This window comes from Amycolatopsis roodepoortensis (genome assembly GCF_024628825.1).
Taxonomy (GTDB): domain Bacteria; phylum Actinomycetota; class Actinomycetes; order Mycobacteriales; family Pseudonocardiaceae; genus Amycolatopsis; species Amycolatopsis roodepoortensis.
In genome coordinates, this window is record NZ_CP102415.1 from 7,575,401 (window position 1) to 7,594,957 (window position 19,557).

Genomic DNA, 19,557 nt, shown 5'->3' on the forward strand with positions numbered 1-19,557 from the left:
ATCAAGGAGGATGCGGTGCGTACGAGGGTGATCAAGGTGGCCGCCGCGGCCACCGCGCTGGGGCTGACCCTGTCGGCGTGTGGGTCCACTAAGGACAACGTGCCCCAACCGGGTGCGGGCGGGGGTGGCAAGGTCGGCGCGACGATCCCGTTGCTGACCTCGCCGTTCTGGCAGGCCTACAACAACTACGTACCGCTGAAGGCGAAGGAACAGGGCGTCGAGGCGCTGCCGACGGTCAACGCGGACAGCGACCCGGCGAAGCAGATCACCGACATCAACACCCTGCTCAACCAGGGCGTGAAGGGCCTTGTCGTGACGCCGCTGGACTCCGCCGCCGTCGTCGCGGGACTCAAGGCGGCGGAGAACAAGGGTGTCCCGGTGGTCGCGGTCGACGTCGCGCCGGAGAGCGGCAAGGTCGCGATGGTGGTGCGCGCGGACAACAAGGCGTACGGCACCAAGGCCTGCGAGGCGATCGGCGCGAAGGTGAAGTCGGGCAAGGTCGTGCAGGTCATGGGCGACCTCGCCTCGGTCAACGGGCGCGACCGATCCGAGGCGTTCCGGCAGTGCATGAAGACCAAGTACCCGGAGGTCCAGGTGCTGGAGGTCGCCGCCGAATGGAAGGCGGACAAGGCTTCGTCCGGTTTGGACAGTCTGCTGACCGCGAACCCGGACATCAAGGCCGTGTACATGCAGGCGGGCGGCGTGTACCTGGCGCCGACGCAGCAGGCGCTCAAGCGCAAGAACCTCTACTTCCCGGTCGGCGACCCGAAACATGTCGTGCTGGTCAGCAACGACGGCATCCCGCAGGAGCTGGCCGCGATCCGCGCGGGTGAGCTCGACGCGACCGTCTCCCAGCCCGCCGACGACTACGCCAAGTACGGCATGTACTGGATCAAGAAGGCCATGGCGGGGGAGACCTTCAAGGCGGGCCCGACCGATCACGGCAGCACCGTCGTGGAGGTCCGCCCCGGCATCCTGGAAGACCAGCTCCCCGCGCCCGTCGTCACCAAGGACAACGTGGACGACAAGGCCCTCTGGGGGAACAACCTGTGAGCGCGCTGCCCGCCGGATCCGCCGCCGTGCCGGTGGTCAGCGCACAGGGCGTCGGTAAACGCTACGGCCCGACCGTGGCGTTGTCCGACGTCAGTCTCACCGTGCACCCCGGCGAGTCGCACGCGCTCGTCGGCCGCAACGGCGCGGGGAAGTCGACCCTCGTCTCCATCCTCACCGGACTGTCCAAAACGGACACCGGGCACGTCGAGTTCGGCGGTGTCCCCGCGCCGCCCTTGTCCAGGCAGGACGACTGGAAACGCGCGGTCGCCTGCGTCTACCAGCACGCGATGGTCGTGCCGCAGCTGACCGTCGCGGAGAACCTGTTCCTCAATCGCCAGTCGGGCAAGGGTTTCGCGATCGGCTGGCAGCGGTTGCGCCGTCAGGCACGGGACCTGCTCGACTCCTGGGACGTGCGCGTCGACGTCGACACCCCGGCGGGCGAGCTTTCGGTGGAGGACCGGCAGTTCGTCGAGATCGCCAGGGCGCTCTCCTACGGTGCCCGGTTCATCGTGCTGGACGAGCCGACGGCGCAGTTGGACAGCCAGGCGATCGAACGGCTCTTCGCGCGGATGCGCCAGATGCAGGCGAACGGGGTGACGTTCCTGTTCATCTCGCACCACCTCCACGAGGTGTACGAGGTCTGCCAGGCGGTCACCGTCCTGCGCGACGCGAAGCACATCCTGACCGCGCCCGTTTCGGAGGTCGGCCGTGCCGAGCTGATCGACGCGATGACCGGCGAGCAGGGCGGTCTTTCCGTCCGTGACGCCGCCACACGCGAGGCGTTGGACGAGGACGCCGCAGAGGTGCTGACCGTCGACGGGCTTTCCGGTGACGGCTTCGAGGATGTGACGTTCCGGATCCACCGCGGCGAGGTGATCGGGCTCGCGGGCAGCAACGCCAGCGGCAAGCACCAGGTCGCCGAAACCGTGTACGGACTGCGTTCGCCGTCGTCCGGCACGATCCGGGTGGACGGGAAGCCGCTGAAACCGGGCGACATCCCGGCCGCCATCCGCGCCGGGATCGGCTGTGTGCCGAGGGACCGGCACCACGAGGGGCTGGTGCTGGAGCACTCCATCGCGGACAACGCCACATTGTCCATTCTGGACCGCATGGGGAAGGGTGGCCTGGCGGCACCGGGTGTGCGCTACGGCCGTGCCGCCCAGGCGTTGAAGGACTACGACATCGTCGCGGCCGACGCGGACCAGCCGGTGTCCGACCTTTCCGGTGGCAACCAGCAGAAAGTCGTCCTCGCCCGCGCGCTGGCCGGGGATCCGCGCCTGGTGGTGCTGATCAACCCGACCGCGGGCGTGGACGTGAAATCGAAGGAAGCGCTGCTCGCGGTCGTCGACCGGGTGCGCGCGGAGGGCAAGGCCGTGCTGATCGTCAGCGACGAGCTGGACGATCTTCGTCTGAGCGACCGGGTGCTGGTGCTGCGCGCCGGCGCCGTGGTCGCCGAACACCGGGCGGGCTGGTCCGACGGCGACCTGGTGGCCGATATCGAAGGAGTCGAACGGTGACCGAGCTGATGACCGATCCGAAGACTTCGACGTTCGCGGCGCCGCCGAAGCGCCGGAAGTTCCGCTGGCTGCGCGAACTCGCCCTCATCCCCGCGCTCATCGTGGTGCTGATCATCGGAGGACTGATCAGTGACACGTTCCTGACCTTCGGCAGTATCGTCGGGATCCTGTCCGCCTCGGCCGCGCTGTCGATGGTGGTGCTGGGCGAATCACTCGTGCTGCTGACCGGGAAGTTCGACCTGTCGCTGGAATCCACCATGGGCATGGCGCCCGCGCTCGGCGCGATGCTGGTCATCCCGGTGGCGTCCTCCGGCTTCGGCACGGAGATCCCCGGGGTCGCGGGCATCCTCGCCGTGCTGGTGGCCGGTGCCGCGGTCGGTTTCGTGAACGGTTTCCTGATCGTCAAGCTGAAGCTGAACGCCTTCATCGTCACGCTGGCGATGCTGACGGTGTTGCGCGGCACGCAGATCGGGTCCACGCAGGGGAAGACGCTCTTCGATCAGCTGGACGTGTTCACCGCGCTGGCCACGACGACGTTCATCGGGCTGCCGATGTCGGTGTGGCTGGCCGCGGCGCTGTTCACCGTGTTCGGGCTGGGGCTGCGGTATCACCGGATCGGCCGGTCGCTGTACGCCATCGGCGGGAACCGCGAGGCCGCGCGGGCCGCCGGTATCCGCGTCGACCGGATCTCGTGGGGTGTCTTCGTGGTGGCCGGGGTGCTGGCCGCGCTCGGCGGGCTCGCGTACACCGGCTACGTCGGCGCGCTCGGCGCCGATCAGGGCGACGGATTGATCCTTCAGGTGTTCGCCGCTGCGGTGATCGGCGGTGTCTCACTGGACGGTGGGAAGGGCACGCTGGTCGGGGCGCTCACCGGCGTGCTGCTCCTGCAGACGGTCACGAACCTGCTGCAGGTGGCGCAGGTGCCGCCGGAATGGCTGAAGGCGATCTACGGCGTGATCATCCTGGTCGCGTTGATCATCTCCCGCTACGCCGGCGGAAAAGCCCAAACGTAGTGATCGAGCGCGTGAAGGCCCCCTTCCCTCGGTCGAGTTCAGGTCTGCCGCGCGCCAGCGCGTCCGTTGAGGGCGGTGGCGGGGGCATGGATGGACGAGGGAAGGGGGCCTTCACGGGACATTCGGAGGAGAGTGCGGTGTCAGGAAGCTTCGGCGGCCGAAGTGGGGTCGTCGGCGGTGCCGAGCGCGTTGCGGAGCCACTGCTCCACCCCGGCCACGTGCACGGTCGCCCACGAACGCGCGAGTTCGGGCTCGCGGGCCGCGATGGCCTCGTAGATCGCCGTGTGCTGCTCGCGGGTCTTCGCGACCGCGCCCTCCTGGGTGAGCCCGCGCCAGATCCGGGCGCGCGCGGTGGGGCCGGACAGGCTGTCCAGCAGCGAGCACAGCACCGGATTGCCGGAGCCGTCGGCGATCTTGCGGTGGAACTGCAGGTCGTTCGCGACCAGCGCCTCCACCGTCGGCGAGTCGGCCAGTTCGTCGAGCAGGCGGCCTAGTTCCTCGATGTCCTCGTCGCTCATGTGCACCGCGGCCATCGCCGTCGCCGCCGGTTCGAGGATCCGGCGCACGGCGAGGAAGTCCAGCACGGTGTCGTCGCGGTGGAAGTCCACCACGAACGTCATCGCGTCGAGGAGGAGATTCGGTTCGAGGCTGGTGACGTACGTCCCGTCGCCCTGGCGGACGTCGAGCACGCGGATCAGGCACAGCGCCTTCACCGCTTCGCGCAGCGAACTGCGGGACAGACCGAGCCGCTGGGCCAGTTCGGCCTCCTTCGGCAGCCTGTCGCCCGGAGCAAGCTCACCGGAGATGATCATGTCCTTGATCTTGTCGATCGCGACATCGGTGACCGGCATGTTCCACCGCCCTCCCCGAAGACCTCGGATGTTTGAGTGTTAGTTGACAGAGTGCCATGTTTCGAGTCGAGGAGGCGCGGTGACCCACGGTGTCGCACTACAAAGAGTGGCACTCCACACCCGGTTGAAGCCGGGCAAGGAGGCCGAATACGAGTCGGTCCACGCCGTCATCCCGCCGGATCTGGACGAGGCCCTGCGCGGTGCGGGCGTGCGTTCGTGGCGGATCTGGCGGGACGGGCTCGACCTTTTCCACGTCGTGGAGGTCGAGGACTACGCGAAGATGCGCGCGGCCCTGCGCGATCATCCGGCCAACATCCCGTGGCAGGCACGGATGTCGGAACTGCTCGACGTCGAAGACGACTACTCGGGCGGCGATTCGGGGCTCGGCCTCGTCTGGGAGCTTCCGTGAAGATCTCCTTGTCCCCGCTGGGGCTCGGCTGCGCGCAGCTGGGCAACCTGTACCACGCCATCACCGACGAGACGGCCGAAGCGACCGTCCGGCAGGCGTGGGACGAAGGCATCCGCTACTTCGACACCGCGCCGCACTACGGTCTCGGGCTGTCGGAACGGCGGCTGGGCGCGGCGCTTTCGGCGTATCCCCGCGCGGATTTCGTGGTCTCGACGAAGGTCGGCCGCGTGCTGGAACCCGATCCCGGCGGCGCTTCGCGCACCGACTCGCAGGGTTTCGTCGTTCCCGCCGCGTACAAACGGCGGTGGGACTTCAGCCGCGACGGGATCCTCCGGTCGCTCGAGGACAGTCTGGAGCGGCTGGGGCTCGACCGCGTCGACGTCGTCTACGTGCACGACCCGGACGAGCATTTCGAGGACACCGTCGACGGCGCGTTCCCCGCACTGCTCGAACTGCGGGACCAGGGTGTCGTCGACGCCATCGGGGCCGGGATGAACCAGGCGCCGATGCTCACGGAGTTCGTCCGCCGTTTCGATCTCGACGTGATCCTGCTAGCGGGCCGGTACACCCTGCTCGACCAGCCCGCGCTCGACGACCTTCTCCCGTTGTGCGCGGAACGTGGTGTGGACGTGGTGGCAGGCGGGGCGTTCAACGCCGGAATCCTCGCCACCGCGTCGCCGGGCACGATGTACGACTATGCCGAGGCTCCCGCCGAACTGGTCGAGCGCGCCCAGCGGATCGCCGACGTCTGCGCGCGGCACGGGGTCGAACTCCCGCAAGCCGCTTTGGCGCTGCCCGCCGCGCATCCGTCGGTGGTGTCCGTCGTGGTCGGCGCGCACGATCCAGGCCAGGTCCGGCTCAACGCCGAACGGTTCCGGCGTCCGGTGCCGCGCGAGTTGTGGACGGATCTGATCCGTGCGGGACTGTTGCGTGAGGACATCGTGCTGCGACAGGAGGGACGGCCGTGATCGACGCGCACCACCACCTTTGGGACCCGTCGCGGCGTGACTACCCGTGGATGACCGGTACGGCGCTGGATCCGATCCGCCGTCCGTACACAGTGGACGATCTCCGCGCGGTGACGAAGGCGGCGGGGGTGAAGGGGACCGTGCTGGTGCAGACGGTCTCGTCGGAAGAGGAGACGCGCGAGTTCCTCGCGGTGGCTCGGGCCGAACCGCTCGTCGCCGGCGTCGTCGGCTGGACGGACCTCACCGCGCCCGGCGTCGCCGAGCGCGTGGCTTCGTTTTCCGGGCCGCTGGTGGGGATCCGGCACCAGCTGGAGGACGAGGCGGACCCGTCCTGGCTGACGCGGCCCGACGTCCTGCGCGGTCTCGCCGCCCTCGGCGAGGCCGGGCTGGCGTACGACCTGCTGGTGAAGCCACCGCAGCTGCCCGCCGCGCTCGCCGCCGCGAAAGCGTTGCCGGACCAGGTTTTCGTACTCGACCATGCCGCGAAGCCGCCGATCGCCTCGGGCGAATGGCAGCCGTGGGCGGACGGTGTCGCGGCGCTGGGGGAGCTGGACAACGTGTACTGCAAGCTTTCGGGGCTGGTGACCGAGGCCGACTGGGCGCGCTGGAAGGTCGGTCAGCTGGCGCGCTGGGCCGAGCACGTCCTGGAGTCCTTCGGGGCTTCGCGGCTCATGTTCGGCTCCGACTGGCCGGTCTGCGAGCTCGCGGCCGCGTACGAAGTCGTCGTGGACACCGCCTTTTCGCTGACGGGGTCGCTGAGCGACAGTGAACGGCTGGAGTTCTTCGACGGCACCGCGAAGCGCGCCTACCGGCTTCCTTCCGCGGGCCGGGCGTGAAGCAGCTGTGCCGAGCCCCACGTTCCGCACCGGTTTGGCCGGTGACGGAGCGGGTATCGGGAGCTCGTGACTCGCACCATGGAGAAAGTGCCCGCCGCTGAATCGCCGTCGACGGCCGGTGACCGCGGATGATCGTCGTGGCTCTGGTGATCAGCTCGGTCGCGCTGGTGGTGGCCCTGGTGGCGTTGCGCGTCGCCTTCGTCGCGCAACGCCGGGCGATGGAGTCACGCGCCCAGGCACGGCGGGCCAGCGCGCGCGCCGACTCGCTCAGCGAGCGGTTGCGTGAGGAGACACTTCAGGCAGAACCGGATCCCTCGGTGGTTTCGAAGGTGCTCCGGGCGGTCGGCTTCGCCGGACTGTTGCGGTGAACCGCTCCGAGCGGAAGAAGTGGGCGGCGCGGGGTCCGGGCGCCTGAGCCGCCGGTCGATGACCCGCGGCAGGGGGAGAAAAGATCAGAACTCGTCCTGCTTGACCATCGTCCGCAGGCGGGCCAGTGCGCGGTGCTGCGTCACGCGCACGTTGCCGGCGGAGATCCCGAGCGCCTCGGCCGTTTCGGCGGCGGAAAGGCCGACGGCGATGCGGAGGGCGAGGATCTCCTGCTGCACCCGCGGCAGGGTGGAGAGCAGGCGGCTGAGCCGGGCACCGAGGTCGAGGTGCAGGGCGTGCGTTTCGGGTTCGTTGTCGCCGATGGGCCGTTCCGGCAGTTCCGGGACCGGTTCCGACCGGTCACGGGAGACCGCGCGGTAGGCGTCGGCGACCTTGTTGGCGGCGATGGCGTGCACGAGATAGAGGAACGAACCGCCGCGATCCTGATAGCCGGGCAGCGCCTTCAGCACCGCCATGCACACTTCCTGCGCGACGTCGTCCGCCGACAGGTAGGACAGGTCGCGGCCACCCATTCTGGCGCGGCAGTAGCGGACCACGACGGGCCCGATCATCCGCAGGAGGGACTGGATCGCGGCGGGATTCCCGTCGCCCGCGTCCTTGACGAGCGGATCGAGGTCTTCCTTCGTCAGCCGTCCGCCCGGCCGCGGCAGGTTCTCCGGAGTCGTGTACCCGGGGACCGCGTCGGGGGTGACGGTTCTGGACGCGCTGGAAGGTGCTTGCATGGTCGTCCTCCCCGGCCGACCCGGCGACCGTCGCTGTCGAGGGGTCAACACTCCGTAACGATTGAGGGCGGCAGATGCTCCGTAAGATCAGACCCATCTGCCGCCGTTGCGACGCAGCGTAATCGTAGGCGCCGGTCGGGCGGCAGTAAAGATTTCAACTAGAGATAGCCCATTCGCCGGAGTCGGCTTAATACAACCGAGACTCTGCGCCGGGAAAACGGGCTTCGCCGTCGCAGGACGTGCGCGGGACTTAGCGTACCGCGATCAGGGCGATCGCAGTCGCTACGACGAGTGCCGATGCCGTGACAGCAAGGGATGGGTTGAGAGGTTTCGGGATTCCCGCACGGCGCAGTGCTCGTTCACGGATCGCGCCGGCGACGACGAAGGTGATCACCATGGCGCCCGCGAACACGACCGGGACGACCGCCGTCCCCCAGCCTCGCCGGGCCGCCGTGTGCAGAAGAAGGAGTGTGCAGGCAGTAGCCGCGAGCGCGGTCCGCCGCCACGCCAGCCCCGTCCGCTCCGCTTGCGCTCCGTGATCGCGCGGGCTCACGAAAAGACCACCAGCGCCGCCGCCGTCAGGGTGATCGCGAGGATCCCGGCGGTCAGCAGGATCAGCATCCCGCTCTTCGGCAACGGCCGTCCCGCGCGCATCGCGCTCTGCACCTGCCGCCAGCGGGGATACGCGCTCGCCGCGAGGACGGCGGCCAGCAGGACGCACAGCCCCGCCAGGACGGTGCTCAGCGCGCTCGGATCGGGAACCAGCTGATGGACCGCGACGCCGCCGGCCAGCAGGCCGAGTGCCGTCCGGAGCCAGGCGAGGAAGGTCCGTTCGTTGGCGAGCGTGAAGCGGTAATCGGGTTCGGAGCCGCCTTCGTGCGGGCCGTTGATCTCTGCCACCTGAAGGAGACTAGGCGCTGCCCTGCGAGTCCGCGCCTTTCCTCGAATGTCCACAAGGGACGATCTTGGCGGCCTGGTGTCCGCTTGATGATTGTATGTGCGGTTTCCTGTGGGTCGTGAGTGGCGTTTCGGGTTCTAACCCGAAACGCCACTCACGACCACCCAGACCGACCGCGTCACCTCCGCCTCGCCTCCTCAGTAGCCCTCGGGGACTGCGGGCTCGGGCGACGGCGTCCCGCAGATCGTCGTGCGGTCGAAGCGTGTCGCGAAAGCCACTTTCGCGACGTCTGATGTCCCGAAAGTGGCTTTCGCGACACTGGGGCGCTGAGGCTGCCAACACGACTTACGTGAAGGAGGCTAGGCGTTCCGCCGCGCGAAGACCCACCAGCGAAGGACCGCGAAGCGCGCGATGCCGCCCACGACGCTGGCTGCGAGCAGGGCGCCCGTCTGTTCCAGCGCGGTCGGCTCGGTGATCACCGCGTCGAGCCACGCGAGCACGATCGAGCCGTACGCGGCGTAGAAGGCGAAGGTCACCAGATCCTGGAAATGCCGCTTGCCCGCGTTGCTCTTGCGGGTGGCGAAGGTGACCCGGCGGTGGAACTCGGTGTTCCCGACGGTCGTGACCGCGAGCGCGACCAGATTGGCCACCTGAGGGCCGAGGGCCGGCTGCAGGACAAGGAACAGCACCGCCTGCAGGCCGGTGGCGGCGACGCCGGCGACGACGTACCAAGCGGCATGGTTGCCGAGTTCGTGATGCCGCTCCGGCGCGCGCCGGATGATCCGGTGCCCTGGCGCCCACCTGGTGGTGGTCATACCGACGACGCTACTCCTTGTTTCACAAACTTGTGAAGGTAATGAACCACCTGAGAAAGTGTGATCCCCGCGACAGCGTCGCCGTTTGGCCTGCGGAGACGCCGGGTAAGCCACAGGGACCGGGTCGAGTACAGCATGTCCCGGCCAACGTCCGACCAGGAGGGAGCGGCCGATGAGCGACCGTGAGACCGCGGAGCCGGAAACGTTGGATCCCAGCGAGGCACTCGACGAGGACGAACTCCGCGTCGACCCGCTCGAGGAAGGTGTCGAACCACCCGAGCACTGGAGCGGGGCAGACCGCTTCGGGACCACGCCCGCGGAGATCCGCGAAGGAGAGTCGCACGCCATGCGGCTGGCCGAGGAGGAGCCGGACGTCGGCGAGAAGTGATCTTCACTCAGACGGCGGGCCATGCCGACAGCCCCTAGCGTGGTCGGTCAAGTGCAAGACCGCGACGAAGGAAGGGCAGAGATGCTGACAGTCACCGAAGCCGCCGCCGAGGCGATCACCGCACTGACCGGGCAGGAGAACGGCCAGGACGGGGGCGGCCTGCGGTTCGCGATGCATTCGCAGCAGGGGGACAGCCCCCAGCTCGCGGTTTCCGTCGCCCCCGAACCGGAAAGCGGCGACAAGGTCCTCGGCGCCGACGGCGGCCCGAAGGTCTTCTTGGAGCCGGAAGCGGCCGAGTTGCTCGACGACAAGGTGCTCGACGTCCAGCAGGACGAAACCGGCGAAGTCGCCTTCGCCGTACTCCCGCAGGCTCAGCCCCAGCCTGGTAGCTGAGCCCCGCGGGTTCTAAGACTTCTTCGCGCGCCGGTCGCGGTTGTCCCGGTCCGCGAAGGCCTCCTTGAGGGATCCAGAGTCCCTCAGGGAGGCCTTCACGGACCCGACGGGCTCAAGCCCGGGCCCAGGCGCGGACCAGCTCGCCGGCCCGTTCGCGCAGGAGCTCCGCCGCGTGCGCACGTGCGTGGTCGAGCGAAGGCGCGTGGTCGATCAGGGCGGCGCTGCCCACGACACCGAGGCCGGCGAGCTGGCTCTGGTCCAGCTGGATCCGCCCGGCCAGCACCATCAGCGGCACCGCGTACTCCCGCGCGCGGGCCGCGATACCCGCCGGGGCCTTGCCGTCGAGGCTCTGCTCGTCCAATGAGCCCTCGCCGGTGATGACGAGGTCGGCGCGTTCGATGGCGCCGGCGACCCCGGTGAGCCCGGCGATGAGCTGGAAACCGGATTCGACGCTCGCGCCGAGTCCGGCGATGGCGCCCGCGGCGACCCCGCCGCCCGCGCCCGCTCCGGGAAGATCGGAGACGTCGGGGGTCCCGGCGTTCCGCAGCGCCTGCGCCCAGCGGGACAGGGACGCGTCGAGCTGCTCGACCTCGCGCGGGCCCGCGCCCTTCTGCGGGCCGAAGATCGCCGCCGCGCCACGGGGACCGAGCAAGGGGTTCGTCACGTCGGTGGCGACGGCGACCTCGACGGAGCCGAGCCGTTCGCGCACCGGGCCGAGTTCGGCCAGCGCGACGCGGCCCAGTGTGCCGCCGCCGAGCCCCACCGGCGCGTTGAACGCGTCGAAGACCCCGGCGCCCAGTGCCGCCAGCATCCCGGCGCCGCCGTCGGTGCTCGCCGTCCCGCCGACGGTCAGCACCAGGCGCCGCGCGCCGTTGTCGAGCGCGTGCGCGAGGAGTTCGCCGACGCCCCAGGTGTGCGCGGCCAGCGCCACTTCCGGGCTCGGCTCCACGAATTCGATACCGCACGCGCGGGCCGATTCGACGTAGGCCGTTCCGTCGAGCAGCACGTAGCTCGCGTCGACGGTGTCGTCGAGCGGTCCGCGGACCGGGAGTTCCACGAGACGGCCACCCGCCGCGACGAGGACGTCGAGTGTTCCCTCGCCGCCGTCGGCGACCGGGCAGGAGGAGACCTCGGCTCCGGGCAGCGCGTCGCGGACGCCGTCGGCGATCGCCTCCGCGGCCTCGACCGCGGTCAGGCTTCCCTTGAACTTGTCGGGCGCGATGACCACGCGAGTCATGGACGAACCTCCGTCAGCGGGTTTCCGCCGGTGAGCACCGACGCGACGTTCTCGGCCGCGAGCACGGCCATGGCGGTACGGGTCTCGACCGTCGCCGATCCCAGATGTGGCGTCAACACGACGTTTTCGCGGTTCAGCAGGCGCGGTTCGACGTCGGGCTCGGCCTCGAACACGTCGAGACCCGCCCCGGCGATCTCGCCCGCTTCGAGCGCGTCGGCCAGCGCGGCCTCGTGGACGACGGGGCCGCGGGTGGTGTTGATCAGGTACGCGCCCGGTTTCATCGACTGCAGCGCGTCCGCGTCGATGAGGTGCCGGGTCTCCGGCGTGAGCGGGCAGTGCAGCGACACGACGTCGGAGCTTCGCAGCAGCTCGTCGAAGGTCACGTACTTCGCGCCTAGCGTCTTCTCGACGTCCTCGGCGGCCCGCGACCGTCCTGAGTAGACGATCCGCATGCCGAAACCGAGCGCCCGCCGCGCGACCGCCTGCCCGATCTGGCCGAGCCCGACGATCCCGAGCGTCTTGTCCTGCAACGAGGAACCGAGCAGGAAACCCAGATGGAACGACCACGGGGTGCGCGAGCGGATCAGCCGTTCGCCCTCGCCGAGCCGCCGGGTGACCGCGAGGATCAGCCCGAACGCCAGATCCGCGGTGGCGTCGGTGAGCACGCCGGGGGTGTTGGTGACGGTGACCCCGCGCTCGGACAGCGCCGCGACGTCGACGTTGTCGTAGCCGACGGCCACGTTCGCCACGACCTTCAGCCCGGGGCCCGCCGCGTCGGCGACCTCGCCGTCGAGCCGGTCGTGCAGCATGCCGACGATCCCGGACGCGCCGCGGACGAACTCGAGCAGCTCGTCCCGCGTCAGCGGCCGGTCGGCGCGCGACAGTTTCACCTCCCCGGCTTCCGCGAGCACTTTCAGCGCTTCGTCGGGGATCCACCGGGTCACCGCGATCTTCGAGGTCACGTCCTCAGCCTAGTGCGCGACGGTTGGTATCCCAAATATGGAAATCCCCGCTATGAGGGAGGCGCTTCCCCTGCGCGGGGGAGTCGTCACCGCCGGGTGCGCCGGGATGGTGATGAGTGCGGAAAGGGTCCGCGAGCAGGGGATTCCAGGGGTGGAACATGAAACGATCACGAGAACTCGCCGCAGTCGGCGCCGCGATGGTCCTCGCCACGACGCTCGTCGCGGCCGGTCCGGTGTCCGCTGCGGAGGAGGGCAAGCCGTCCGAGCCGAGCCTGGTGGGAAGCGCGAAGCTGCTGCGCAAGGACGGCCAGGACGTCCGGTTCGCCTTCGACGCGCGCGGTCTCTTCCCGGAGAGCAGGGGGACCTTCCGGGTGAGCCACGCGGGCGAAGGGTTCTCCGCCTACTTCCGGGGCAGGATCGACTGCCTGGTCGTCGGCGGCCCGGTCGCCGTGGTCACCGGCATCGTCGAGGACACGGACGTCCCCGGCCTGAAGGACCGGCGGGTCGGGATGACGGTGTACGACGACGGCAGGCGCGACCGGCTCGGCTACAGCTGGGGGCCGGATCCGGAGAACAAGCAGATCGTGCCGCCGTGCCTGAGTACCGCGACCTTCGAACGGGTCGAGAGCGGTGACTTCAGGGCCGTCGAATGGTTCCCGCCCGGCAGCGGGATCGGCTGATCACAGGAGTTCGGCCACCTTCTTCGCGGTCTCCTTCGCCGATCCCGGGTTCTGCCCGGTGACGAGGTTGCCGTCGACCACCGCGTAGGAGACGAAGGGCAGCTTCGCCTTTTCGTAGAGCGCGCCGCGCTTCTTCATCTCTTCTTCGGCGTTGTAGGGCACGAGCTTGTCCACCTTCGCGAGGACTTCCTCACGCCAGGCGAAACCGGTGACCTTGCGTCCCGCGACGAGGTACGAGCCGTCGGACAGCTTCGTGTTCAGCAGGCCGCAGTAGCCGTGGCAGACGGAGGAGACGATGCCGCCGCGTTCGAAGATCTCCCGGGTGATCCGCTGCAGCTCTTCGCTGTCCGGGAAGTCGTACATGACCGCGTGGCCACCGGTGAAGTAGATCGCGTCGAAGTCCGCCGAGTCGATCTCGCCGGGCGCCGCGGTGTTCTCCAGCAGCGCCATCCGCTCCGGATCGGCATGCCAGGCCTTGGCGGTCTTGTCGTAGCTGGGGAATTTCAGCGAGCGGGGTTCGAGCGGCGATCGTCCGCCCTGGGGGCTGACGATCGTCTGCTCGAAGCCTCGTCCGGCGAAGACGTGGTAGGCGTGGGTGAGCTCGGAGAGCCACAAACCCGTGGGGTGCGACGGATCGTCGTAGTGACCGACGTTGGTGACGACGTGCAGAACGCGTTTGGTCATTTGCGGGCCTCCTGTTCCCGGACGGAGGTGGGGACCGGCATGTGGAGGGCGAGTTGTCCCTCGGTCATCACGTCGAAACGGATCGGACGGCGGGGTTCGAGCGAGCGGACGTCGTCGGAGAGCCTGCCCTCGCCCAGCCGGAGGGCGACGCCGCGCGGGAACGTCGCGCCGCCCGCCGAAAGGACGTTCGTCTGGCTCAGTGTCGCATGCCACGCGTCCCCGATGGTGGTGTACGACGTGAGGCTCGAGACCTGCTCGCCGGACCGGTGCGCGGTCTGGCGCGGTGTCGCCGCCGAAAGGGCGAGGTCGGTCTCGCCGCGGTCGTTCGCCACGTGCGCTTCGGTGCGCTCGGCGTCGATGTCGACGTCCAGACGCGTCACCCATTTCGGGAATCCGTAGCCGTCGTGGCCGCGGACCTGGGCGATTTCGCTGCTGACCGGCAGTGACAGCACGTACGAGTGAAGGTGCTCGTTCTTGAGCCCGGTCACGAGGTCGAAGAACCCGAGCCGGCCGTGCCGGGCGGGCCGGACCGCGATGCCCACGGCGGCCTCGGTGTAGAAGTCGATGTCGCAGACGTCGTACCGGAACACCATCACCGACACCAGGCCGAGGCCGGGCGCGACCTCCAGCGGCGAAAGCTCCGCTGGGAGGCGGCGCCGGATCGCCAGGGAAGGCGCCGTCAGCGTCAGCCGGGCCGTCGCGATCCGGTAGTAGAAGTTGGGTGTCAGCGTCGGCCCGATCGGTGAGTCGACCCGCGCCTTGGGGAGCCGCCGGAAGAAGCCGACGCCGCTCACGCGCGGATCGGCGGCGACGGTGTCGAGGTCGGTGTCCATCCGGTAGCGGTCGTACAGCCCGCCTTTCGGGACGTCGACCGAGCGTCCGCCCAGCTCGACGGTGACCGTGTCCTGAGCCATCGGATCTCCAATGTTTACGGTGCTTACATCGACCACTGTAAGGATTGATGTGAGCACTGTCAACACCGGTCAGCGCGGCCGTGCCGCCAGGATCGCGGTGAAGGCGGCGCGCACGTGCTCGGCGACCTCGTCGTCCGACTCCATCTGGAGCTTGCCGTCGAGGAACAAGTACGCCAGCCCGTGCGCCAGCGCCCAGCCCGCCGAGGCGAGCGCGTCCGACGGCTCGGAGAACACGCGCGCCATCGCCAGCCGCAGGAGTTCGTGGATGTCGGCCGCCGCTCGGACGCGCTCCTCGCTTCCGGTGTCGCAGGCGTTCCCGAACATCAGCCGGAACAGCGCCGGGCGGCGCAGGGCGAAATCGACGTAGGCGACCGCGAGTTCCGCCAGGTCCGCCGCCGACGCCGGGAGTTCGCGTCCCTTCGAGAGGTCTTCCTTCAGGTCGCGCAAGCCTTGCGCGGCCAGGGCCGACTCCAGGGCGTCCCTGTCGGCGAAGTGCCGGTACGGCGCTGTCGCCGAGACGCCGGCTTCGCGGGCGACGGCGCGCAGGGAGAACTGCTCGCCGGCTTCGAGCATGCGCATCGCCGTGGTCAGCAACGACGCCCTCAGGTCGCCGTGATGGTAGCCACTCTTCGTCGATGTTGACACTGCTTACATTCCCTTCCTAAGCTTATGTGAGCAATGTAAACATACGCGTTCGGGAGCAACGATGTCATCCGCAGTCGAGAAGATCTCCTCGCCGGTGTTCGAACCCTTCACTCTGCCCAACGGCTCGACACTGCCGAACCGCCTGGTGAAGGCCGCGATGGAGGAGAACATGGCGAGCCGTGGGCAGGTGCCCGGCAAGCCGCTGTTCGAGCTGTATCGCCGATGGAGCGAAGGCGGGGCCGGGCTGCTCATCACCGGCAACGTCATGGTCCACGCGGAGGCGCTCACCGGCCCGGCCGGTGTCGTCCTCGACGCGCGCTCCCCGCTGGAACCGTTCCGCGAGTGGGCGTCGGCCGCGAAAAGCGGGGGCGCGCGGGTGTGGATGCAGATCAACCACCCCGGGCGTCAGGTCGGGGCGGACATGCCCGGCGTCGCCTGGGGGCCGTCGGCCGTCCGGGTGGACATCGGCAAGAACAGCAAGCGATTCGCCGTCCCGGTCGAGATGTCCCCGCGGCAGATCGAGGAGACCGTGGCGCGGTTCGCCGAGACCGCCCGCCGCGCCGAAGAGGCCGGCTTCGACGGTGTCGAAATCCACGCGGCGCACGGCTATCTGCTCTCCCAGTTCCTTTCCCCGCTGGCCAATCGTCGTGACGACCGGTGGGGCGGCAGCCTGGAGAACCGGGCGAGGCTCCTGCTCGACGTCGTCCGCGCGGTCCGTGCCGTCGTGGCGCCCGGATTCGCCGTCGCCGTCAAGCTCAACTCCGCCGACTTCCAGCGTGGTGGCTTCGACGCCGACGACGCCGCGTCGGTCATCGCGATGCTCGCGCCGCTCGGCGTCGACCTGGTCGAACTCTCGGGTGGCAGCTACGAGAGCCCGGCGATGACCGGGCAGTCCGGCGACGATCGCACCCGTGCGCGGGAGGCCTACTTCCTGACCCTTGCCGAACAACTCGTGCGGACGAGCGCGGTGCCGCTGATGCTGACCGGCGGCGTGGTCCGCAGGCCGGTCGCGGAAGAGGTACTGGCGAGCGGGGTCGAACTCGTCGGCATGGGCAGCGCGCTGGCCGTCGATCCCGGGCTGCCCGCCAAGTGGCGGCACGACGAGGACGCCAAGGTGACACTCGAGCCGGTCCGGATCGGCGACAAGGCCGTCGCGTCCGCCGCGGGTATGGCCCGGGTCCGGCGGCAGCTGCGCCGTCTCGGTGCGGGGCGGCCGACGAAGCCCGGCATCGACCCGAAACTGGCCCTGGTGGTGGAAACGGTGCTGCAGGCCGTCGCGCTTCGCCGATACCGCGGCTGGCTGCGCGGCCGCGCGAGCTGATCCGGATTCACCGGGTCGAAGCAGTGTCACGGGCCGCTCGGCTGTGCTAAGTTCATATGTAGAACATGTGTGCGCGATACGAACAAGTGCTTCGAACCAAGCCGGGAGTGGGGATGGCTGAGCTGCTGTCGTTGAAAGAGGCCGTGGCACGGCTGGTGCACGACGGGGACACCGTCGCGCTCGAGGGCTTCACGCACCTCATCCCCGTGGCCGCCGGACACGAGATCATCCGCCAGCGCCGCACCGGCCTGACGCTGGTCCGCATGACCCCGGACATCGTCTACGACCAGCTCATCGGCGCGGGCTGCGCGAGCAAGCTGATCTTCTCGTGGGGCGGCAACCCCGGGGTCGGCTCGCTGCACCGGTTCCGTGACGCCGTCCAGCATTCCTGGCCGGTACCGCTGGAGATAGAGGAACACAGTCACGCGGGTATGGCGAACCGGTACGTCGCCGGCGCCTCGGGGCTGCCGTTCGCCGTCCTGCGCGGGTACACCGGCACCGATCTCGCCGCGCAGACCGACACGATCAAACCCATCACCTGCCCGTTCACCGGCGAGCGGCTGGCCGCCGTGCCCGCCCTCAACCCGGACGTCACGATCGTCCACGCCCAGCGCGCCGACCGGTCCGGCAACGTCCAGATCTGGGGCATCACCGGCGTGCAGAAGGAGGCGGTGCTCGCGGCGAAGCGATCCTTGGTCACCGTCGAGGAGATCGTGGACGAGCTGGAGCCCCGGCCGGGCGCGATCGTGCTGCCGTCGTGGGCCGTCACCGCCGTGGCCGAGGTGCCCGGCGGCGCGCGGCCGTCGTACGCGGCGGGCTACTACGAACGGGACAACGACGCCTACCAGGCATGGGACGCGATCGGCCGGGACCGGGAGAGCTTCACCCGCTGGCTCGGCGAGCTGACGGGAGTGAAGGCATGACCGAGTACACCTCCGACGAGATGATGAGCGTCGCCGCCGCTCGCGCGCTCGGGGACGGGATGTCCTGTTTCGTGGGCATCGGCCTGCCGAGCACGGCCGCGAACCTGGCCCGCCGCGGGCACGCGCCGAACCTGACGCTCATCTACGAATCCGGCTGCCTCGGCGCGAAGCCGAGCAGGCTCCCGTTGTCCATCGGCGACGGCGAACTCGCCGACACCGCGGACGCCGTGGTCAGCGTTCCCGAGGTCTTCAACTACTGGCTCCAGCCCGGCCGGATCGACGTCGGCTTCCTCGGCGCCGCCCAGCTGGACAAGTTCGGCAACATCAACACCACCGTCATCGGCCCGGACTACGCCAACCCCAAGGTGCGTCTCCCCGGCGCGGGCGGCGCCCCGGAGATCGCCGCTTCCTGCCGCGAGGTGTTCGTGGTGCTCCGGCAGAGCCCTCGCACGTTCGTCGAGAAGGTCGACTTCGTGACCTCGTTCGGCCACGGCGCCGGCAAGGGCGATCGCGAGCGCCTCGGCCTCCCCGGCGCCGGGCCGACGCTGGTGGTCACCGACCTCGGCATGATGCGGCCCGACCCGGAGACCGCCGAGCTCACGCTCACCGAAGTACACCCCGGGGTCGAGGTCGATCAGGTCGTCGCGGCGACCGGGTGGAAACTGAAGGTGGCAGGCGACCTGGGAACCACCCCGGCGCCGACCGAGGCAGAACTCCGCATCCTCCGAGACCTCACAAGGGCGAGCGCATGACCGACGTCTTCCTGTTCGACGCCATCCGTACCCCGTTCGGCAAGTACGGCGGCGCCCTGTCCGGCGTCCGCCCGGACGACCTCGCCGCCACCGTCCTGCGGGCGCTGGCCGAGCGCAACGACCTCGACCCGGCCACCGTCGACGAGGTGGTGCTCGGCGACGCCAACGGCGCCGGCGAGGACAACCGGAACGTCGCGCGGATGGCGGCGCTGCTCGCGGGCTGGCCGACGAGCGTGCCCGGTGCCACGGTCAACCGCCTGTGCGGCTCCGGTCTCGACGCCGTCATGCAGGCCAGCCGGTCGGTCCAGGTCGGCGACGCCTCGCTCGCCGTCGCGGGCGGGGTCGAGTCGATGAGCCGTTCGCCGCTGGTCATGCAGAAGCCGGAGAAGGCCTTCCCGGCGGGCAACCAGACGCTCTACTCCACCGCGCTGGGCTGGCGCATGGTCAACCCGAAGATGCCCGGGCAGTGGACGGTCTCGCTCGGCGAGTCCACCGAGCAGCTCGCCGAGCGCTACGGCATCGGCCGCGACGAGCAGGACGCGTTCGCCGTGCGCAGTCACGTCAACGCCGCCCGCGCCTGGGACGAGGGGTTCTACGACGACCACGTCGTCCCCGTCGAGGGAGTCGAACTCACCCGCGACGAAGGAATCCGGCCGGATTCCAGTCCGGAGAAGCTCGCGAAGCTGAAGCCGGTGTTCCGTCCACAAGGGACGGTCACGGCCGCGAACGCGTCGCCGTTGAACGACGGCGCCTCCGCGCTGCTGCTCGGTGACGAGGCGGCGGGCAGGCGGCTCGGCAAGGCGCCGCTGGCCCGGATCGCCGGCCGGGGCGCGGCGGGCGTCGACCCGGACGTCTTCGGGATCGGCCCGGTGCGTGCGGCCGAGATCGCCTTGGAGCGGGCCGGGATCGGCTGGGAGGACCTGGCCGCCGTCGAACTGAACGAGGCCTTCGCCGCGCAGTCGCTGGCCTGCCTGCGGGACTGGTCGAAGCTCGACCCGGAGATCGTCAACGTGAACGGCGGCGCGATCGCGATCGGGCATCCGCTGGGCGCCTCCGGCGGCCGGATCCTCGGCACACTCGCCCACCACCTGCGCCGCACCGGCGGCCGGTGGGGACTGGCCGCCATCTGCATCGGCGTCGGCCAGGGGCTGGCCGTCGTCCTCGAAGCCCACTGAGTCGCGCTGGAGGA

At 69.6% G+C, this 19,557-nt stretch carries 23 protein-coding genes and 1 pseudogene; 14 read left to right on the forward strand and 10 right to left on the reverse strand.

Annotation, left to right across the window (positions count from 1 at the left end; all coding sequences use genetic code 11):
- Positions 1-27 precede the first annotated feature (27 nt).
- The 3 genes from NQK81_RS36460 to NQK81_RS36470 are packed head-to-tail and all read left to right on the forward strand — an operon-like array spanning position 28 to position 3,583.
- Positions 28-1,053 carry a sugar ABC transporter substrate-binding protein gene (locus NQK81_RS36460; protein ID WP_371878924.1) on the forward strand — a complete coding sequence of 342 codons (1,026 nt, stop codon included), beginning with the start codon at positions 28-30 and terminating at the stop codon, positions 1,051-1,053.
- Positions 1,050-2,570, forward strand: a complete 1,521-nt coding sequence (locus NQK81_RS36465) for a sugar ABC transporter ATP-binding protein (RefSeq protein WP_257485103.1) — start codon at positions 1,050-1,052, stop codon at positions 2,568-2,570. Before NQK81_RS36460 ends, NQK81_RS36465 begins: the two co-directional genes overlap by 4 nt.
- The gene (locus NQK81_RS36470) at positions 2,567-3,583 is read left to right on the forward strand and encodes an ABC transporter permease (protein WP_257485104.1); all 1,017 of its coding nucleotides are present in this window, start codon (positions 2,567-2,569) and stop codon (positions 3,581-3,583) included. Before NQK81_RS36465 ends, NQK81_RS36470 begins: the two co-directional genes overlap by 4 nt.
- A 140-nt stretch (positions 3,584-3,723) precedes the next feature.
- On the opposite strand, the gene NQK81_RS36475 is transcribed toward NQK81_RS36470, so the two are convergent.
- Positions 3,724-4,434 carry a FadR/GntR family transcriptional regulator gene (locus NQK81_RS36475; protein WP_126733511.1) on the reverse strand — a complete coding sequence of 237 codons (711 nt, stop codon included), beginning with the start codon at positions 4,432-4,434 and terminating at the stop codon, positions 3,724-3,726.
- A gap of 106 nt (positions 4,435-4,540) precedes the next feature.
- Here NQK81_RS36475 and NQK81_RS36480 point away from each other — a divergent pair, with 106 nt between their 5' ends.
- The 4 genes from NQK81_RS36480 to NQK81_RS36495 all read left to right on the forward strand — a co-directional run bounded on the left by NQK81_RS36480 (position 4,541) and on the right by NQK81_RS36495 (position 7,015).
- A complete protein-coding gene (locus tag NQK81_RS36480) occupies positions 4,541-4,843 on the forward strand; it encodes an L-rhamnose mutarotase (protein WP_257485105.1) in 303 nt (100 codons plus the stop codon).
- Positions 4,840-5,811 carry an aldo/keto reductase gene (locus NQK81_RS36485; protein ID WP_257485106.1) on the forward strand — a complete coding sequence of 324 codons (972 nt, stop codon included), beginning with the start codon at positions 4,840-4,842 and terminating at the stop codon, positions 5,809-5,811. Before NQK81_RS36480 ends, NQK81_RS36485 begins: the two co-directional genes overlap by 4 nt.
- Positions 5,808-6,647 carry an amidohydrolase family protein gene (locus NQK81_RS36490; RefSeq protein WP_257485107.1) on the forward strand — a complete coding sequence of 280 codons (840 nt, stop codon included), beginning with the start codon at positions 5,808-5,810 and terminating at the stop codon, positions 6,645-6,647. Before NQK81_RS36485 ends, NQK81_RS36490 begins: the two co-directional genes overlap by 4 nt.
- Before the next feature lie 128 nt (positions 6,648-6,775).
- A complete protein-coding gene (locus tag NQK81_RS36495; RefSeq protein ID WP_257485108.1) occupies positions 6,776-7,015 on the forward strand; it encodes a hypothetical protein in 240 nt (79 codons plus the stop codon).
- 84 nt (positions 7,016-7,099) lie between these two features.
- On the opposite strand, the gene shbA is transcribed toward NQK81_RS36495, so the two are convergent.
- The 4 genes from shbA to NQK81_RS36515 form a co-directional block, all read right to left on the reverse strand.
- The gene (gene shbA / locus NQK81_RS36500) at positions 7,100-7,756 is read right to left on the reverse strand and encodes an RNA polymerase sigma factor ShbA (RefSeq protein ID WP_192742721.1); all 657 of its coding nucleotides are present in this window, start codon (positions 7,754-7,756) and stop codon (positions 7,100-7,102) included.
- Positions 7,757-8,006: 250 nt separating this feature from the next.
- Entirely contained in the window at positions 8,007-8,309 is a 303-nt protein-coding gene (locus NQK81_RS36505; RefSeq protein WP_257485109.1) for a DUF202 domain-containing protein, read from the reverse strand.
- Complete coding sequence (locus NQK81_RS36510) at positions 8,306-8,656, reverse strand: YidH family protein (RefSeq protein WP_257485110.1); 351 nt, start codon at positions 8,654-8,656, stop codon at positions 8,306-8,308. The genes NQK81_RS36505 and NQK81_RS36510 overlap by 4 nt, the downstream gene beginning before the upstream one ends.
- A 357-nt stretch (positions 8,657-9,013) precedes the next feature.
- Positions 9,014-9,469, reverse strand: a complete 456-nt coding sequence (locus NQK81_RS36515) for a GtrA family protein (RefSeq protein WP_257485111.1) — start codon at positions 9,467-9,469, stop codon at positions 9,014-9,016.
- Between the two features lie 172 nt (positions 9,470-9,641).
- Between NQK81_RS36515 and NQK81_RS36520 the strand changes: the two are divergent.
- Both NQK81_RS36520 and NQK81_RS36525 read left to right on the forward strand, forming a co-directional pair.
- Positions 9,642-9,842: pseudogene (locus tag NQK81_RS36520) on the forward strand (hypothetical protein); the annotation flags it as partial.
- 96 nt (positions 9,843-9,938) lie between these two features.
- Positions 9,939-10,250 carry a hypothetical protein gene (locus tag NQK81_RS36525; RefSeq protein ID WP_016336340.1) on the forward strand — a complete coding sequence of 104 codons (312 nt, stop codon included), beginning with the start codon at positions 9,939-9,941 and terminating at the stop codon, positions 10,248-10,250.
- A 112-nt stretch (positions 10,251-10,362) separates the two neighbouring features.
- Here NQK81_RS36525 and NQK81_RS36530 read toward each other — a convergent pair whose 3' ends face one another.
- Entirely contained in the window at positions 10,363-11,487 is a 1,125-nt protein-coding gene (locus NQK81_RS36530; RefSeq protein ID WP_257485112.1) for a glycerate kinase, read from the reverse strand.
- Positions 11,484-12,449 (reverse strand): 2-hydroxyacid dehydrogenase, encoded by a 966-nt coding sequence (locus tag NQK81_RS36535; RefSeq protein ID WP_257485113.1) that lies wholly within the window; start codon positions 12,447-12,449, stop codon positions 11,484-11,486. The genes NQK81_RS36530 and NQK81_RS36535 overlap by 4 nt, the downstream gene beginning before the upstream one ends.
- 158 nt (positions 12,450-12,607) lie before the next feature.
- Here NQK81_RS36535 and NQK81_RS36540 point away from each other — a divergent pair, with 158 nt between their 5' ends.
- Entirely contained in the window at positions 12,608-13,129 is a 522-nt protein-coding gene (locus NQK81_RS36540; protein WP_257485114.1) for a hypothetical protein, read from the forward strand.
- Here the strand turns inward: NQK81_RS36540 and NQK81_RS36545 are convergent, their stop codons facing one another.
- The 3 genes from NQK81_RS36545 to NQK81_RS36555 form a co-directional block, all read right to left on the reverse strand.
- The gene (locus NQK81_RS36545; protein WP_257485115.1) at positions 13,130-13,813 is read right to left on the reverse strand and encodes a type 1 glutamine amidotransferase domain-containing protein; all 684 of its coding nucleotides are present in this window, start codon (positions 13,811-13,813) and stop codon (positions 13,130-13,132) included.
- Positions 13,810-14,727, reverse strand: coding sequence for an acetoacetate decarboxylase family protein (locus NQK81_RS36550; protein ID WP_257485116.1), 918 nt, complete (start codon positions 14,725-14,727; stop codon positions 13,810-13,812). The genes NQK81_RS36545 and NQK81_RS36550 overlap by 4 nt, the downstream gene beginning before the upstream one ends.
- Before the next feature lie 69 nt (positions 14,728-14,796).
- Positions 14,797-15,372, reverse strand: coding sequence for a TetR/AcrR family transcriptional regulator (locus NQK81_RS36555; protein WP_257485117.1), 576 nt, complete (start codon positions 15,370-15,372; stop codon positions 14,797-14,799).
- Positions 15,373-15,433: 61 nt separating this feature from the next.
- On the opposite strand from NQK81_RS36555, the gene NQK81_RS36560 reads away from it, so the two are divergent.
- The 4 genes from NQK81_RS36560 to NQK81_RS36575 all read left to right on the forward strand — a co-directional run bounded on the left by NQK81_RS36560 (position 15,434) and on the right by NQK81_RS36575 (position 19,543).
- Positions 15,434-16,693, forward strand: a complete 1,260-nt coding sequence (locus NQK81_RS36560) for an NADH:flavin oxidoreductase/NADH oxidase family protein (protein WP_257485118.1) — start codon at positions 15,434-15,436, stop codon at positions 16,691-16,693.
- 113 nt (positions 16,694-16,806) lie between these two features.
- Positions 16,807-17,616, forward strand: coding sequence for a CoA transferase subunit A (locus tag NQK81_RS36565; protein WP_192742710.1), 810 nt, complete (start codon positions 16,807-16,809; stop codon positions 17,614-17,616).
- A complete protein-coding gene (locus NQK81_RS36570; RefSeq protein ID WP_257485119.1) occupies positions 17,613-18,368 on the forward strand; it encodes a CoA-transferase subunit beta in 756 nt (251 codons plus the stop codon). The genes NQK81_RS36565 and NQK81_RS36570 overlap by 4 nt, the downstream gene beginning before the upstream one ends.
- Positions 18,365-19,543, forward strand: coding sequence for a thiolase family protein (locus NQK81_RS36575; protein WP_257485120.1), 1,179 nt, complete (start codon positions 18,365-18,367; stop codon positions 19,541-19,543). The genes NQK81_RS36570 and NQK81_RS36575 overlap by 4 nt, the downstream gene beginning before the upstream one ends.
- The last annotated feature ends 14 nt before the right edge of the window (positions 19,544-19,557 follow it).

Coding starts and splice junctions, on each gene's coding strand:
- NQK81_RS36530 (WP_257485112.1), bottom strand. CDS start 11,487: ATGACTCGCGTGGTCATCGCGCCCGACAAGTTCAAGGGAAGCCTGACC.
- NQK81_RS36525 (WP_016336340.1), top strand. CDS start 9,939: ATGCTGACAGTCACCGAAGCCGCCGCCGAGGCGATCACCGCACTGACC.
- NQK81_RS36575 (WP_257485120.1), top strand. CDS start 18,365: ATGACCGACGTCTTCCTGTTCGACGCCATCCGTACCCCGTTCGGCAAG.
- NQK81_RS36550 (WP_257485116.1), bottom strand. CDS start 14,727: ATGGCTCAGGACACGGTCACCGTCGAGCTGGGCGGACGCTCGGTCGAC.
- NQK81_RS36540 (WP_257485114.1), top strand. CDS start 12,608: ATGAAACGATCACGAGAACTCGCCGCAGTCGGCGCCGCGATGGTCCTC.
- NQK81_RS36565 (WP_192742710.1), top strand. CDS start 16,807: ATGGCTGAGCTGCTGTCGTTGAAAGAGGCCGTGGCACGGCTGGTGCAC.
- NQK81_RS36545 (WP_257485115.1), bottom strand. CDS start 13,813: ATGACCAAACGCGTTCTGCACGTCGTCACCAACGTCGGTCACTACGAC.
- NQK81_RS36570 (WP_257485119.1), top strand. CDS start 17,613: ATGACCGAGTACACCTCCGACGAGATGATGAGCGTCGCCGCCGCTCGC.
- NQK81_RS36495 (WP_257485108.1), top strand. CDS start 6,776: ATGATCGTCGTGGCTCTGGTGATCAGCTCGGTCGCGCTGGTGGTGGCC.
- NQK81_RS36515 (WP_257485111.1), bottom strand. CDS start 9,469: ATGACCACCACCAGGTGGGCGCCAGGGCACCGGATCATCCGGCGCGCG.
- shbA (WP_192742721.1), bottom strand. CDS start 7,756: ATGCAAGCACCTTCCAGCGCGTCCAGAACCGTCACCCCCGACGCGGTC.
- NQK81_RS36475 (WP_126733511.1), bottom strand. CDS start 4,434: ATGCCGGTCACCGATGTCGCGATCGACAAGATCAAGGACATGATCATC.
- NQK81_RS36560 (WP_257485118.1), top strand. CDS start 15,434: ATGTCATCCGCAGTCGAGAAGATCTCCTCGCCGGTGTTCGAACCCTTC.